This window comes from Microbacterium excoecariae, assembly GCF_011326725.1.
Lineage (GTDB): Bacteria > Actinomycetota > Actinomycetes > Actinomycetales > Microbacteriaceae > Microbacterium > Microbacterium excoecariae.
In genome coordinates this window covers 1-14621 of record NZ_JAANCO010000001.1, presented here as the reverse complement: position 1 = coordinate 14621, position 14621 = coordinate 1, and the positions used below count along the sequence as shown (strand labels likewise).

The window sequence follows — 14621 nt, the reverse complement described above, 5'->3', positions numbered from 1 at the left end:
TCAGCCGCCGAGGTCGCGCGGGTCGAACGGTGCGTCGAGCGAGGCGCCGAGCTCCGCCAGCAGGCGATCGACCTGCGGATCCACGAACTCGACGATCGCGGCGCGGATCCGGCGGCGGTGCGGGCCGAGGAGGTGGCATATCTCGCGCCCCACGGCGTCGGCGTGCTCGTCCGCGAGCGCGACCTCGCGGCGGAGCGCCTGCTTCGCCGCCTCCGTGAGCGGCGGGAGGGGTGGCGCCTCGCGCGCCGCCTCCTCTTCGAACCCCGCGATCGTGAAGAGGAAGGGCTGCGACGGATCCGGATCTGGGTCGAGCGGCATCCCGTCGAACTCGGGGTCGAGGCCGTCGCGCGGGCGATAGCTCCGCGCCCGGTTACGCGCCGCCTGCTGGTCGAGCTCGGTCTGCAAAAGCGGGAGGTTCGCGGCCGTGTAGCCGGCCACACGCTGGTCGACGAGGGTGGTCAGCCGCGTGGTGAGCCCGTGCTGCACGCCATGCGGCGTGTCGCCTTCGAGGCCGGCGGCCGCGAGCAGGGGGGATCCGAGGCACCGCCTGCAGGGGGAGCGCCGCCCGCGGTGGGTCGCGGGCTCCCAGCGGGGGAGCCAGCGGAGCCAGGCGTCGACCGCCTGGCTGACCCGCGTTTCGAGCGACCGCTCCATACGCCAAGAGTAGTGATCCTCGGGCGTTTGCGGGGCGCGTGTCGCACACGTATGATGGTTCAGTGTGCGTGTACGCGCTTGTCGCGTGCGCTCGCGCAGGGAAGGGGCCTGCGAACAGGCCCACCCCCCACGGCATATCCATCGACAACACCCGGGCGTTCGCGCGGGTGGATGGGTCCGACGTGAAACATCACGCCCCGCTGTCACCGTGCAGCATGTGAACAAGGAGAATCGTGCCAACTATTCAGCAGTTGGTTCGCAAGGGTCGCAAGCCCAAGGTCTCGAAGACCAAGGCGCCCGCCCTGAAGGCGAACCCGCAGCAGGCCGGTGTCTGCACCCGTGTGTACACCACCACGCCCAAGAAGCCGAACTCGGCGATGCGCAAGGTCGCTCGTGTGAAGCTCCGCAACGGCACCGAGGTCACGGCCTACATCCCCGGTGAGGGCCACAACCTCCAGGAGCACTCGCTGGTGCTCGTCCGTGGCGGTCGTGTGAAGGACCTCCCCGGTGTGCGCTACCGCATCGTGCGTGGCGCGCTCGACACCCAGGCCGTCAAGAACCGTCAGCAGGCGCGCAGCCGCTACGGCGCGAAGAAGGGTTGAGTTAGATGCCTCGTAAGGGTCCGGCTCCCAAGCGCCCCGTCGTCAACGACCCGGTATACGGCGCCCCGATCGTCACGCAGCTCGTCAACAAGATCCTCGTCGATGGCAAGAAGTCCATCGCCGAGCGCATCGTGTACGGCGCCCTCGCGGGTGTCGACGCGAAGGCTGAGGCCGACGCGGTGACGACGCTCAAGAAGGCGCTCGACAACGTGCGTCCGACGCTCGAGGTCCGCAGCCGCCGCGTCGGTGGTTCGACCTACCAGGTGCCGGTCGAGGTCAAGCCTCACCGCGCCAACACGCTCGCCCTCCGCTGGCTCGTGAGCTACGCGAAGGGTCGTCGCGAGAAGACGATGACCGAGCGTCTCATGAACGAGATCCTCGACGCGTCGAACGGCCTCGGTGCCGCGGTCAAGCGCCGCGAGGACACGCACAAGATGGCCGAGTCGAACCGCGCCTTCGCGCACTACCGCTGGTAAGACACAGCGAGTCATGTCGGCCCCGGACCTCGTTCCGGGTGCTCCGGGGCCGACACTCCTGCTTCATCCCTCTCTTCACGTAAGGAAACTCGAAGTGGCACAAGACGTGCTCACCGACCTCAAGAAGGTCCGCAACATCGGCATCATGGCCCACATTGATGCCGGTAAGACCACCACGACCGAGCGCATCCTGTTCTACACGGGCGTCAACCACAAGATCGGTGAGACGCACGACGGTGGAGCCACCACCGACTGGATGGAGCAGGAGCAGGAGCGTGGCATCACGATCACGTCCGCTGCTGTGACGTGCTTCTGGGAGGGATCCCAGATCAACATCATCGACACCCCGGGTCACGTCGACTTCACGGTCGAGGTCGAGCGCTCGCTTCGCGTGCTCGACGGCGCGGTTGCCGTCTTCGACGGCAAGGAAGGTGTGGAGCCGCAGTCCGAGACGGTGTGGCGCCAGGCTGACAAGTACAACGTCCCCCGCATCTGCTTCGTCAACAAGATGGACAAGCTGGGCGCGGACTTCTACTTCACGGTCGACACGATCATCAACCGCCTGAAGGCGAAGCCGCTCGTGATGCAGCTTCCCATCGGATCCGAGAACGACTTCGTCGGCGTCGTGGACCTGCTCCACATGAAGGCCCTCGTGTGGCCGGGCGACTCGAAGGGTGACGTCACGATGGGCGCCTCCTACGAGACGCGCGAGATCCCCGCCGACCTCCAGGAGCGTGCCGAGCAGTACCGCGAGGCGCTCGTCGAGGCCGTCGCCGAGAGCGACGAGGCCCTCCTCGAGAAGTTCTTCGGTGGCGAGGAGCTGTCGATCGACGAGCTGAAGGCGGGCATCCGCAAGCTCACGATCGCGGGCGACATCTACCCCGTGTTCTGTGGTTCGGCCTTCAAGAACCGCGGCGTGCAGCCCATGCTCGACGCGGTCGTCGACTACCTGCCGGCCCCCATCGACGTGCCCGCCATCGAGGCGCACGACCCGAAGGACGAGTCGGTCGTCATCGAGCGTCACGCCGACGCGGAGGAGCCCTTCTCGGCCCTCGCGTTCAAGGTCGTCTCGCACCCCTTCTTCGGTCGCTTGACCTACATCCGCGTGTACTCGGGTCACCTCGACTCGGGCGCGCAGGTCGTCAACTCGACCAAGGGCAAGAAGGAGCGCATCGGGAAGATTTTCCAGATGCACGCCAACAAGGAGAACCCGGTCGAGTCGATCACGGCCGGCCACATCTACGCGGTCATCGGCCTCAAGGACACGACGACGGGCGACACGCTGTGCGACCCGGCGTCGCAGGTCGTGCTCGAGTCGATGACGTTCCCCGAGCCCGTCATCGAGGTCGCGATCGAGCCGAAGACGAAGGCCGACCAGGAGAAGCTGGGTCTCGCGATCCAGAAGCTCGCTGAGGAGGACCCGACCTTCCGCGTCGAGAACAACCCCGAGACCGGCCAGACGACCGTCAAGGGCATGGGCGAGCTCCACCTCGACATCCTCGTGGACCGCATGAAGCGCGAGTTCAAGGTCGAGGCGAACGTCGGTAAGCCCCAGGTGGCCTACCGCGAGACGATTCGTCGCGCCGTCGAGCGTCACGACTACACCCACAAGAAGCAGACGGGTGGATCCGGTCAGTTCGCGAAGATCCAGTTCCGCCTCGAGCCGATGGACGTCGAGGGCGACAAGATCTACGAGTTCGCCAACGAGGTCACGGGTGGCCGCGTTCCGCGCGAGTACGTCCCGTCGGTGGACGCCGGTTTCCAGGACGCCATGAACGTCGGCATCCTCGCCGGCTACCCGATGGTCGGCGTGAAGGCCGTCCTGACGGATGGCGCGTCGCACGACGTCGACTCCTCGGAGATGGCGTTCAAGATCGCCGGTTCGATGGGCTTCAAGGAGGCCGTCCAGAAGGCGAGCCCCGTGCTGCTCGAGCCGCTCATGTCCGTCGAGGTCCGTACGCCCGAGGAGTACATGGGCGACGTCATCGGCGACCTGAACTCGCGCCGCGGTCAGGTGCAGTCGATGGAGGACGCGCAGGGTGTCAAGGTCATCCGTGCGCTCGTTCCGCTCTCGAGCATGTTCGGCTACATTGGCGACCTGCGGTCGAAGACCTCGGGCCGCGCCGTGTACTCGATGGAGTTCGACAGCTACGCCGAGGTGCCCAAGGCCGTTGCCGACGAGATCATCCAGAAGGGCAAGGGCGAGTAACACTCCCCGGCCCCTCTGGGGGCGGGTGGGGCCAAGGTTGGCCCCACCCGCCACCGCACAACTTCACACAGACTGTCTCTACTAGACTGAAACAAACCCCGGAAGAGAGCCGGTCGCAATCCAGCGCCCGGTACTTCTCCATGAGCGTCCTGAGGAGGACACAGTGGCTAAGGCCAAGTTCGAGCGCACCAAGCCGCATCTCAACATCGGAACGATCGGTCACGTCGACCACGGCAAGACGACGCTGACCGCGGCGATTTCGAAGGTGCTGGCGGACAAGTACCCGTCGGACGTGAACGTCATTCGCGACTTCAGCTCGATCGACTCGGCTCCTGAGGAGCGCGACCGCGGTATCACGATCAACATCTCGCACGTCGAGTACGAGACGCCCACGCGTCACTACGCTCACGTCGACGCCCCCGGCCACGCCGACTACGTCAAGAACATGATCACCGGTGCCGCCCAGATGGACGGCGCGATCCTCGTGGTCGCCGCGACCGACGGTCCCATGGCGCAGACGCGCGAGCACGTGCTGCTCGCCAAGCAGGTCGGCGTCCCCTACCTGCTCGTCGCGCTGAACAAGAGCGACATGGTCGACGACGAGGAGATCCTGGAGCTCGTTGAGCTCGAGGTGCGCGAGCTGCTCTCCTCGCAGGGCTTCGACGGCGACGACGCTCCCGTCGTGCAGGTCTCGGGCCTCAAGGCTCTTGAGGGTGACGAGAAGTGGACGCAGGCGATCGTCGACCTCATGGAGGCCGTCGACAACTCGATCCCCGAGCCCGAGCGTGACCGCGACAAGCCGTTCCTCATGCCGATCGAGGACGTCTTCACGATCACCGGTCGTGGCACGGTCGTCACGGGTCGCGCGGAGCGCGGCATCCTCGGCATCAACTCCGAGGTCGAGATCGTCGGCATCCGCCCGACGCAGAAGACCACGGTCACGGGTATCGAGATGTTCCACAAGCAGCTCGACGAGGCCTGGGCCGGCGAGAACTGTGGTCTGCTGCTTCGCGGTCTGAAGCGCGAGGATGTCGAGCGCGGCCAGGTCGTCGTGAAGCCGGGTTCGGTCACGCCGCACACCAACTTCGAGGGCACGGCCTACATCCTGTCCAAGGACGAGGGTGGGCGTCACAACCCCTTCTACACGAACTACCGCCCGCAGTTCTACTTCCGCACCACCGACGTCACGGGCGTCATCACGCTGCCCGAGGGCACCGAGATGGTCATGCCCGGTGACACCACCGACATGACGGTCGAGCTGATCCAGCCGATCGCCATGGAGGAGGGCCTCGGCTTCGCCATCCGCGAGGGTGGCCGCACGGTCGGCGCCGGTACGGTCACGAAGATCGTCAAGTAAGACCTCCGGTCTCAGGGCGGGGCGGATCCTTCGGGATCCGCCCCGCTTTCGTGTTTCCTGAGGGCGCATGGAGGACGCGCCACGCCGGACGGTCTACCGTGCGGGTATGGCGAATTCCTCGCACGGCCCCCGGCCCCCGCGTAGCCGCGCGCGCGTCGCGATCGCGACGACGCTGTTCGCGGCCTATCTCGCGATCGTGCTCTGGGTCACGATGACGCCGTCGCTCGACGGCGTCGGGGTGGACACGGTCGCCGAGCGCGTCCTCGCCGTGCTCCACCGGCTCGGCGTGCCCGACGCCTTCGGCTACATGGAGCTGGAGTTCGTCGCGAACGTCGGGATGTTCGTCCCGCTCGGGTTCCTCCTGGCGCTCGCGCTCCCGGGGTGGGGATGGTGGCTCGCGCTGATCGCCCTGCCGCTGCTGTCGGCCGGGATCGAATGGACGCAGGGCGAGTTCCTCGCTGGCCGCGTCAGCGACGTACGCGACATCGTGTCGAATTCGATCGGTGCGTGGCTCGGCGCGCTCTGCGCGGCCGGCTTGCGCGCGATCGTGCACGCGCGCGACCGCCGCGTCGTGGCGCGCGCCCTCTGGGAGCGTGATCGCGCGCGCCGTCCGCGGCGCGACCCCGACCAGACTCAGGTGCTTGACACCCTCGGCCTGCGCTGATCAGCCGCCCAGCGGCTGCGCGTCTGGCGCAAGGTAGGGATCCAGAAACGCGAAGAACGCGCGCATGCTCGCGACGCGGTCCACGCTTCCCGGCAGGATCAGCGCCTGTTGCCGGAGGCCATCGGCGAGGCCGATGAGCCACTGCGCGAGCGTCGTCACGGTGATCCCGGCGGGCAGGGTCGCGGGATCGACTATCGCCTCGAGCTCCGCGGTCGCCGTCGCGAGGAGGCGCTCGTAGCGGTTCGCGAACCACTCGTGCGCGGGGTGGTCCTCGGTGATGCTCTCCGCGGACATGATGGCGAAGAGGCGGACCAGCTGCGGCGCGCGCTCGTTCTCGGCGAGGACCTCGATGAACTGGTCGACGTAGGCCCGGCCGTGAGGGCGCTCGAGCCCGGGATCCTCCGCGCCGCGCTCGCGCTCCTGCAACACGGCGAGCAGCAGGGCGCTCTTGTGGGGGAAGTGGTGGAGGAGGCCGGCCTGGCTGAGGCCGACGTCGCGCGCGACGTCGCCGAGGCTGACGCGCGCGAAGCCGCCCTCGGAGAAGAGCCGCGTCGCGGACGCGAGGATCTGGCGCCGCCGTTCGTCGCCGTGCGGTCGGGTGCGGCGGGCTGAGTCGGTCACCGTCTCACTGTACGTCCTGCGCGATCGTCCCTTGCAAACTAACCGTGCGCTCGGTAGGTTAGAGACTCGATCGACGAGGGACGTCGAGAGAGGGCGGCAACGATGCGCGCGATCATGGTGATGTTCGACAGCCTCAACAGGGCGATGCTTCCGCCGTATGGCGGCCCGGACGTGCACGCTCCGAACTTCGAGCGCCTCGCCGCCCGATCCGTCACCTTCGGCACCAGCTACGCCGGGAGCATGCCGTGCATGCCCGCGCGGCGCGAGCTGCACACCGGCCGGCACAACTTCCTGCATCGCTCGTGGGGCCCCCTCGAGCCCTTCGATGACTCCTCGATCGCGATGCTCGGATCCGCCGGCGTCCACACGCACCTCGCGACCGACCACCAGCACTACTGGGAGGACGGCGGCGCGACCTATCACACGCGATACCGCACGTTCGAGCTGTTCCGGGGGCAGGAGGGCGACCCGTGGAAGGGCCAGGTCGCGGATCCCGCGATACCCGACGCGCTGGGCGCCACGGCCGCGCTGAAGCCCCGCCTGTGGCGTCAGGACTGGGTCAACCGCGGCCACCTCGCTGACGAGCGCGACCACCCGCAGACCCGGACCTTCGAGGCGGGGCTCGAGTTCCTCGAGACGAACGCCGCGGAGGACGGCTGGTTCCTGCAGATCGAGACGTTCGACCCGCACGAGCCGTTCTTCACGTACGACGAGTACCGCCGGCGCTATCCGGACACGCAGAACGGCCCGCACTTCGACTGGCCCGACTACGCGCGGGTCACGGAGGCCGACGAGGCGGTGCGGCGCGCGCGGGCCGAGTATCAGGCGCTCGTGACGATGTGCGATGTCTCGCTCGGCCGGGTGCTCGATGCGATGGACGCGCACGACATGTGGCGCGACACCCTCCTCATCGTCAACACGGACCACGGCCTGATGCTCGGCGAGCACGGGTGGTGGGGCAAGAACATCCAGCCGTGGTACGAGGAGACCATCCACACCCCGCTGTTCATCTGGGATCCCCGCGCCGCGGAGACCGCCGGGGAGCGGCGCGACGAGCTGGTGCGCACGATCGACGTGGGGCCGACGCTCCTCGACTGGTTCGGGCTCGAGCCGACCCCGCAGATGGAGGGCAGGTCGATCCTCCGGACCATCGAGCACCGCGAGGCGACGGCCGAGCACGCGCTGTTCGGCATCTTCGGGGGGCACGCGTGCGTGACCGACGGCCGCTACGTGTACATGCGCGCGTCGGCGACCGACGCGAACCAGCCGCTCTACGAGTACACCCTCATGCCCACGCGCATGAACGGATTCTTCGCCGAGGGGGAGCTCTCCGCCGCCGAGCTCGCGCCGCCGCGCGGCTTCACGCGGGGCATGCCGACGCTCCGGACGCCCGCGCGGAGCTTCGTGGCGCCCACGGCCTTCGGGACGCTCATGTTCGACCTCGAATCGGACCCGGGGCAGGCGGATCCGCTCCGCGACGACGACCTCGAGCTGCGCCTCGCGACAGTCCTCCGTGACGAGCTCGTGCGCCACGACGCTCCGGCCGAGCAGTTCGACCGGCTCGGCCTCCCGGCCGAGGGGGCGCTCAGCCGCGCGCACCTGCTCGTCGACGCGCAGTGGGACCGGGCGATGGACGCCCTCGCGCCCGCCGCGCGCGCAGAGGACTTCGGCGCCGGCGGCGCGTGGCTTGAGCGTCCCCTCGCCGCGATCCTCGAGCGACCGGAGGGCGGGCGGATCCTCGCGCAGCACGCCCCGATGCTCGCGGGCGGGCCGATGGCCCAGATGGTGCGGGGCCTGAGCGTGCTGCAGATATCCGCCTTCGCGATCGGCCTGCTCTCCCGGCCCGTCCTGGCCGCGCTGGCGCGTGACCTCGCCGCGCTCGAGGACGACAATTCCCTCACACACAAAGGAGTGTCCTGATGTCCCAGAACCCGCTCGAGCCGGCCGTTCCGCCGGTCACGACGACGACCGTGCAACAGTCGCGCCCGGCAGATAAGGTGCCCCGGCGCGGATCCAACATGGTGCTCCTCGGCGGATCCATGGTCGTCGACGGGGGCGAGAGCGGTCTCGTGAACTCGCTGTTCCCCGTCATCCAGGCGGCGCTCGGGCTCGCGACGAGCGCGCTCGGTGTGCTGAGCGCCGTCGGTCGCCTCATCGGAGCCGTCGCCGGCCCCTTCTGGGTGTTCCTCGCCCGGAAACTCGGGCGGCGCTGGGTGCTCGCGATCGCGACCGGCTTCTGGGGGCTGTGGGGCGTCGCCGCCGGACTCTCCCAGAGCTTCGCCCAGCTGCTCGTCCTCTATGCGATCATGGCCGCCGGGACGGCCGCGGCGCACGCGCTCGTTCCCACCGTCATCTCGGACTCGTACCCCGATCGCTCGCGCGGCCGCGTCGTGGGCTGGGTGTACGGCGTCGTGGCCGCGGCCGGCAGCGTCGCCGCGCCGCTCGTGGCGCAGCTCGCGAATATCGAGGACGGCTGGCGCTACGCCTTCTTCATCTTCGGCGGCCTGAACGTCCTGTTCGGGGCCCTGATCTTGGTGTTCTATCGCGACCCCGGCGAGGGTGCGGCCGAGCAGCAGCTGAGCTCCTTCGACCAGACCCAGCGCGACTCCGCCGACAACGCGATCACCTGGGCGCGCGTCGTGGGCCTCATGCGGATCCGGAGCTACGTCGTCCTGCTCGGTAGCCGCCTCCTCTCCAGCCACATGGTGCTCGCGGCGTTCGGCGTCGTTCTCCTCGTGAACACCTACGGGTTCGACACCCCGGTCGCGGCCACCGTCATGGCGCCGTTCGGGATTGGATACCTCGCTGGCACGATCGTCGGCGGCATGGCCTCCGACGCCGTGAACCGCATCAGCGCGAACTACGGTCGTGTCGCGTTCCTGCAGGTCGCGCAGGTGCTGTTCGCCGTCGCCGCGTACTTCGCGACGCAGTTCGACTACGCGTCGATCGTGCCGTTCCTCGTGATGTTCGGCTTCGCGGGCCTCGCGCAGGGCCTGAACCCCGGCGTCAATCGCCCGCTCGTGATGGCGGTCGTGCCGCCCGAGCTGCGCGGCGCGGCGTTCGCGATCTTCGTCTCCGTCATCGAGTCGCTCGGCTTCGCGATCTACACGCTCGTGGGGGGATTCCTGGCCGATGCCGTGGGGCTTCAGGTCGTCATGCTGTGGATCGTCTGCGGCGTCATGCTCGTCAACGCGGCCTTCCTCACCCTGCTGTATCGCCCCTTCCGGCGCGACCGCGAGGCGCTCCAGGCGACGCTCGACGCGCGCCGGGCGCGGATCCTCGCCGCGTCGGCACCCGGGGGCGCGGCCGCCGAGTAGCGGGTCCCGCGGGCGGGCGGGCCGGCTCGGGCGCCGGCTCGCCCGCGGCGTGCGGATCCGGGAGAATCGACCCATGCGCATATCGGCGAGGGCGGACTACGCGATCCGGGCGTCGGCGGAGCTCGCCGCGCGAGCGGGCGGCGACCCGGTGCGGGCTGAGGAGCTCGCGGAGCGCCAGGACATCCCGCAGCGATTCCTCGAGGGAATCCTCTCCGACCTCCGGCGCGCGGGCGTCGTGGCGAGCGTGCGGGGCGCGCGCGGCGGTCATCGCCTTGCGCGGGCGGGGGAGGAAATCACCCTCGCGGACGTGATCCGCGCGGTCGACGGTCCCCTCGTGTACGTGCGTGACGAGCGCCCATCCGACCTGGAGTTTTCGGGCGCGGCCGAGCCTCTCCTTGAGGTGTGGGTCGCGCTGCGCGCGAACGTCCGCGCCGTCCTCGAGGCCGTGACGCTCGCCGACCTCGCGAGCGGACGGCTACCGGATGCCGTGCGCGCGCTGGCGGCGGACGACGCGGCGTGGTCGCAGGGCTGAGGCACGCGGATCCACGTGGCTGAGGCGTCGCATCGCGTAACTATGTAAAACCGACCGGATTAGTGGAGTATGCTCCTCGGCATGCAGACCCTCATCCTCCTCGCGCTCGTCGGGCTCGGCGCGCAGCTCGTCGACGGCAGCCTCGGAATGGCGTACGGCGTCACGTCGACGACGCTGCTCCTCGCGATCGGCACGAACCCCGCGGCGGCCTCGGCGACCGTGCACCTCGCGGAGATCGGCACGACGCTCGCGTCCGGTGCGGCGCACTGGCGCTTCGGCAACGTCGACTGGCGCGTGGTCGTGCGCATCGGGATCCCGGGCGCGATCGGCGCGTTCGCGGGGGCGACGTTCCTCTCGTGGCTCTCCACCGAGATCGCGGGCCCGCTCATGGCGATCATCCTGCTCGCGCTCGGGATCTACGTGCTCTCGCGGTTCACGATCGTGGGCCTGCCCGCGCGCACCGCGCGCCCCCTGCGCACGCGGTTCCTCGCGCCGCTCGGCCTCGTCGGCGGCTTCATGGACGCCACGGGCGGCGGCGGCTGGGGTCCGGTCGGCACGCCGGCGATCCTCGCGACGGGGCGGATGGAACCACGCAAGGTCATCGGCACGATCGACACGAGCGAGTTCTTCGTCGCGATCGCCGCGAGCATCGGGTTCTTCGTGGGCCTCTCCGGCGAGGGCATCACGTGGTCCTGGGCGATCGCGCTCCTCGCGGGCGGGCTGGTCGCCGCCCCGATCGCCGCCTGGCTCGTGCGCCACGTACCGCCGCGCGTGCTCGGATCCCTCGTGGGCGGCGTCATCGTGCTGACGAACAGTCGCACGCTCCTGAACAGCGACTGGATCCAGGCGCCCGCAGTCGTGGCCTGGGCCTGCTACGCGGTGATCGTCGCCGTCTGGGTGGCGGCCGTCGTCTGGAGCTTCCGCGCCCACCGCCAGGAGGCGCGCGAGGCGCGCGAGGCGCGCGAGCCCGTCGCGGTCTGAGACCCCTACGCGTCGATCTCGGCGAGCCGGGCGAGGATCGCGTCGACGGCCTCGTCCGGCGCCACGACCGAGGCATCGATCGTGAGGTCGGCGTCGGCAGGGACCTCGTACGGGTCCGAGATGCCGGTGAACTCGGGGATCTGGCCCGCGCGCGCCCTCGCGTACAGTCCCTTGCGGTCGCGGGCCTCGCAGACCTCCACCGGCGTCGAGATGTGCACGAGGAGGAAGCGGCCGACCTCCTCGACGCGCTCGCGCATCTCCCAGCGCATGGCCTCGTACGGCGCGATGGGGGCGCACACCGCGATGCCGCCGTGCGAGGCGACGAGCGCGGCCACCCAGCCGATCCGCCGCACGTTGAGCATCCGGTCGTCGCGGGAGAAGCCGAGTCCCGCCGACAGGATCAGGCGCACCTCGTCGCCGTCCAGCAGGCTCACGGTGCGCGGATCCGCCGTGGCCAGGCGCTCGACGAGGAGCTTCGAGATGGTGGACTTGCCGGATCCGGACAGGCCGGTGAGGAGGATCGCGCGACCGGGGGGCACGGGCGTCGGCGTCTCCCAGACGTCGATCTCGTCGGCCACCAGGGCACGCGCGGCGTCGGCGGCGGCGCCGGGGCCATCACCTGCGTCGGGCAGCACGACCGCGCGGCGGCCGCCCTCGGTGACCCGCGCGATCGCGGTCGCGAGGGCGCGCGGGTCGCCCGTGTCTCGGACGACGACGGGGGCGGTCCGGCCGGCCCAGCCGGCGTCGTCGGGGCCGGGGACCGTGCCGGTGACGAGGGTCGCCCGGGGCACCCGCGCCGTCTCCGGCCCCACCCGCAGCGCGCCGCCATCGCGGTGCCCGAGCGGCCGGCGCGGCGAGACGGGGCCCGTGACGCGCGCGAGCCCCGGGAGCGGCGGCGCCTCGCCCGTGCCGATCTGCGCGGTGCCGGCGGCCCGCGGCGGCACGATCTCGACGGACTCTGCCACCACGGCGGCGACGTCGGTGCCCTCGGCGTCGTGCAGCACGAGCGTGTCCCCGGTCGCCACCGTCACGCCCTCGAGCGCGAGCGTGAGGGGGCGTTTCGGCGCCGCGAGGGCCAGTTCGACCCGGCGCAGTTGGCGCGAGGACAGGGTGACGGAAACGTCGGGCACGAAGGATCCTTCGGGAGGGGTCAGGGGGAGGGGGGAAGGGGCTCGCGCGCCGCGTCGCGGGGTTCGTACACGGAGCGCAGCCAGCTCCACCCGAGGGTCGCCGCGACGAAAGCGGCGGCCACGGCGGCGATCGTCCACGTGAGGTCGACGTTGAGCATGCGCAGGCCCGCGGCCAGCAGCACGAGCGCGAGCGCGCGGCGCACGATCCCGCTCGGGAGCGTCGAGGACAGGCGCGCGCCGATGATGGCGCCCGGCACGCTCCCGATGATGAGGGGGATCACGACGTCCCAGTGCACGTCGCCGAAGAGCAGGTGGCCGATGGCGGCCGCGATCACGAGGGGGACGGCCTGCACCAGGTCGGTGCCGACGAGGCGGTTCATCGACAGCAGCGGGTACATGAGCATGAGCGCGATGATGATGAAGGAGCCGGATCCCACCGAGGTCAGGCCCACCATGAGGCCGCCGACGACGCCCACGATGATCGTCGCGACGACCTTCGGGCGCACCTCCGAGGATTCGCTCCGCGACGTCGTCGTGCCGTCGCGCCGCTCGCGGGCGCGATTGCGCATGCCGATGAAGGCGCGCAGGCCGAGGAGGAGCGCGGCGAGGAGGAGCACGACGCCGAGCGTGGTCTTGACGAACGTCTGCACGCCCGTGAGCTCTCCTACTGCGGAGATGATGAGCGCCCCGCAGAAGGCCGCCGGAACTGATCCGACCATCAGCCACAGCACGAGCTTCCAGTGCACCGTGCCCTTGCGGGCGTGCACGAGCGATCCCGCCGGCTTCATGACGGCCGAGGTGATGAGATCGCTGGAGACCGCGGTGAGCGGGCTGACGCCGAAGCCGAGCACGAGCACGGGCGTCATGAGCGCGCCCCCGCCCATGCCGGTCAGTCCGACGACGACGCCCACGCCCAGGGCCGCGATGACGAGAGCCCAGTCCATGACGTGAAACGCTATCAGCAGGCGGACGCGCGTATGTCCGCGCATGACGCCGGTCACAGGGGCGTGCGATAAAGTCGCGTCGTTGCCCCCTCACAGCCTCGTGAGCGACGCAAGAAGAGTGGAGCCCTCGATCCGTGACTGACTCGACCCCCCGCGCTGACGCCGACATCGCGCGCCTCATCGCCACCGAGGCCGCGAGCCGCCTCCTCGAGATCCGCGCGGAGAATCCGGGCGTTCCCGGCCGCGAGCTCAAGGACCTGGGGGACCAGGGAGCGCAGGCGCTCATCGCCGCGCGTCTGGCGGAGCTGGCGCCGGGGGACGCGGTGCTCAGCGAGGAGGCCGCCGACAGCGCTGCCCGCCTCGGCGCGCCGCGCGTCTGGATTATCGACCCACTCGACGGCACGCGCGAGTTTAGCGAGGGCCGTGACGACTGGGCCGTGCACGTGGCCCTCGTCGAGAACGGCGAGCTGACCCTGGGGGCGGTCGCGCTCGGCGGCCCCGACGCCGTCCTCGTCTCGACCGACGTCGCGGCGGAGGCGCCCCTCGGGGATCCGATCCGGATCGCCGTCAGCCGGAGCCGCGCGCCGAAGATCGTCGAGGCCGTCGCCGCGGCGACGGACGCCGATCTCGTGCCCATGGGCTCCGCCGGCGTCAAGATCTGCGCCGTCGTGCGCGGGGAGGCCGACGCCTACGTGCACGGCGGCGGCCAGTACGAGTGGGACAGCGCCGCCCCCATCGCCATCGCCCGCGCCGCGGGCCTGTACACCTCTCGGTTGGACGGCAGCGAGCTCGTCTACAACCAGCCGAACCCCTACCTGCCGGACCTCGTGGTGTGCCGCCCCGAGATCCGCGACAGCGTCATGGACGCGATCGGCGCGGCGCTTGCGTCGCCGTCGGAGTGAAAGGAGTCACGTGTCCTCGTCAACGAGTTACTCGATTTCCCAGCTGAGGCAGTTGGAGGCGGAGTCGATTCATATCATCCGGGAGGTGGTGGCGCAGCTGTCGAAGCCGGCGTTGCTGTTCTCGGGGGGTAAGGATTCGCTGGTGATGTTGCATCTGGCGATGAAGGCGTTCGCGCCGGCGCGGTTGCCGTTCCCGGTGGTGCATATCGATACGGGTCATAACTTCGATGAG

General features: G+C 69.9%; 15 protein-coding genes. 11 read left to right on the top strand and 4 right to left on the bottom strand.

The genetic code is table 11. From position 1 onward, the window contains the following. On the bottom strand, positions 1–654 hold the full coding sequence (locus tag G8E01_RS00075) for a spermidine/putrescine ABC transporter substrate-binding protein (protein ID WP_166314143.1): 654 nt from the start codon (positions 652–654) through the stop codon (positions 1–3). A 233-nt stretch (positions 655–887) separates the two neighbouring features. Here G8E01_RS00075 and rpsL point away from each other — a divergent pair, with 233 nt between their 5' ends. The 5 genes from rpsL (at position 888) to G8E01_RS00050 (ending at position 5962) form a co-directional block, all read left to right on the top strand. Next, positions 888–1256, top strand: a complete 369-nt coding sequence (gene rpsL / locus G8E01_RS00070) for a 30S ribosomal protein S12 (protein WP_166314140.1) — start codon at positions 888–890, stop codon at positions 1254–1256. A gap of 5 nt (positions 1257–1261) precedes the next feature. After that, positions 1262–1732 carry a 30S ribosomal protein S7 gene (gene rpsG, locus G8E01_RS00065; protein ID WP_155048183.1) on the top strand — a complete coding sequence of 157 codons (471 nt, stop codon included), beginning with the start codon at positions 1262–1264 and terminating at the stop codon, positions 1730–1732. 94 nt (positions 1733–1826) lie between these two features. After that, positions 1827–3941: an elongation factor G gene (gene fusA / locus G8E01_RS00060; RefSeq protein ID WP_166314137.1), complete on the top strand. Its 2115-nt coding sequence runs from the start codon at positions 1827–1829 to the stop codon at positions 3939–3941. 163 nt (positions 3942–4104) lie between these two features. After that, entirely contained in the window at positions 4105–5298 is a 1194-nt protein-coding gene (gene tuf, locus G8E01_RS00055) for an elongation factor Tu (RefSeq protein WP_166314134.1), read from the top strand. Positions 5299–5404: 106 nt separating this feature from the next. Then, complete coding sequence (locus G8E01_RS00050) at positions 5405–5962, top strand: VanZ family protein (RefSeq protein ID WP_166314131.1); 558 nt, start codon at positions 5405–5407, stop codon at positions 5960–5962. On the opposite strand, the gene G8E01_RS00045 is transcribed toward G8E01_RS00050, so the two are convergent. Then, positions 5963–6583, bottom strand: coding sequence for a TetR family transcriptional regulator (locus G8E01_RS00045; protein ID WP_166314128.1), 621 nt, complete (start codon positions 6581–6583; stop codon positions 5963–5965). 114 nt (positions 6584–6697) lie between these two features. On the opposite strand from G8E01_RS00045, the gene G8E01_RS00040 reads away from it, so the two are divergent. The 4 genes from G8E01_RS00040 to G8E01_RS00025 all read left to right on the top strand — a co-directional run bounded on the left by G8E01_RS00040 (position 6698) and on the right by G8E01_RS00025 (position 11413). Next, a complete protein-coding gene (locus G8E01_RS00040) occupies positions 6698–8503 on the top strand; it encodes a sulfatase (RefSeq protein WP_166314125.1) in 1806 nt (601 codons plus the stop codon). Further along, the gene (locus tag G8E01_RS00035; RefSeq protein ID WP_166314122.1) at positions 8503–9900 is read left to right on the top strand and encodes an MFS transporter; all 1398 of its coding nucleotides are present in this window, start codon (positions 8503–8505) and stop codon (positions 9898–9900) included. The genes G8E01_RS00040 and G8E01_RS00035 overlap by 1 nt, the downstream gene beginning before the upstream one ends. Before the next feature lie 73 nt (positions 9901–9973). Next, the gene (locus tag G8E01_RS00030; RefSeq protein ID WP_166314119.1) at positions 9974–10432 is read left to right on the top strand and encodes an RrF2 family transcriptional regulator; all 459 of its coding nucleotides are present in this window, start codon (positions 9974–9976) and stop codon (positions 10430–10432) included. A gap of 81 nt (positions 10433–10513) precedes the next feature. After that, positions 10514–11413: a sulfite exporter TauE/SafE family protein gene (locus G8E01_RS00025; RefSeq protein WP_166314116.1), complete on the top strand. Its 900-nt coding sequence runs from the start codon at positions 10514–10516 to the stop codon at positions 11411–11413. Positions 11414–11418: 5 nt separating this feature from the next. Here the strand turns inward: G8E01_RS00025 and cysC are convergent, their stop codons facing one another. Continuing rightward, positions 11419–12543: an adenylyl-sulfate kinase gene (gene cysC / locus G8E01_RS00020; RefSeq protein ID WP_338100703.1), complete on the bottom strand. Its 1125-nt coding sequence runs from the start codon at positions 12541–12543 to the stop codon at positions 11419–11421. A 20-nt stretch (positions 12544–12563) separates the two neighbouring features. Then, positions 12564–13487, bottom strand: coding sequence for a sulfite exporter TauE/SafE family protein (locus tag G8E01_RS00015; RefSeq protein ID WP_166314110.1), 924 nt, complete (start codon positions 13485–13487; stop codon positions 12564–12566). Positions 13488–13621: 134 nt separating this feature from the next. Here G8E01_RS00015 and G8E01_RS00010 point away from each other — a divergent pair, with 134 nt between their 5' ends. Beyond that, the gene (locus G8E01_RS00010) at positions 13622–14389 is read left to right on the top strand and encodes an inositol monophosphatase family protein (protein ID WP_166314107.1); all 768 of its coding nucleotides are present in this window, start codon (positions 13622–13624) and stop codon (positions 14387–14389) included. A 10-nt stretch (positions 14390–14399) separates the two neighbouring features. Then, positions 14400–14621: phosphoadenosine phosphosulfate reductase domain-containing protein (locus G8E01_RS00005; protein WP_166314104.1), on the top strand; the 222-nt coding region annotated here is incomplete at its 3' end.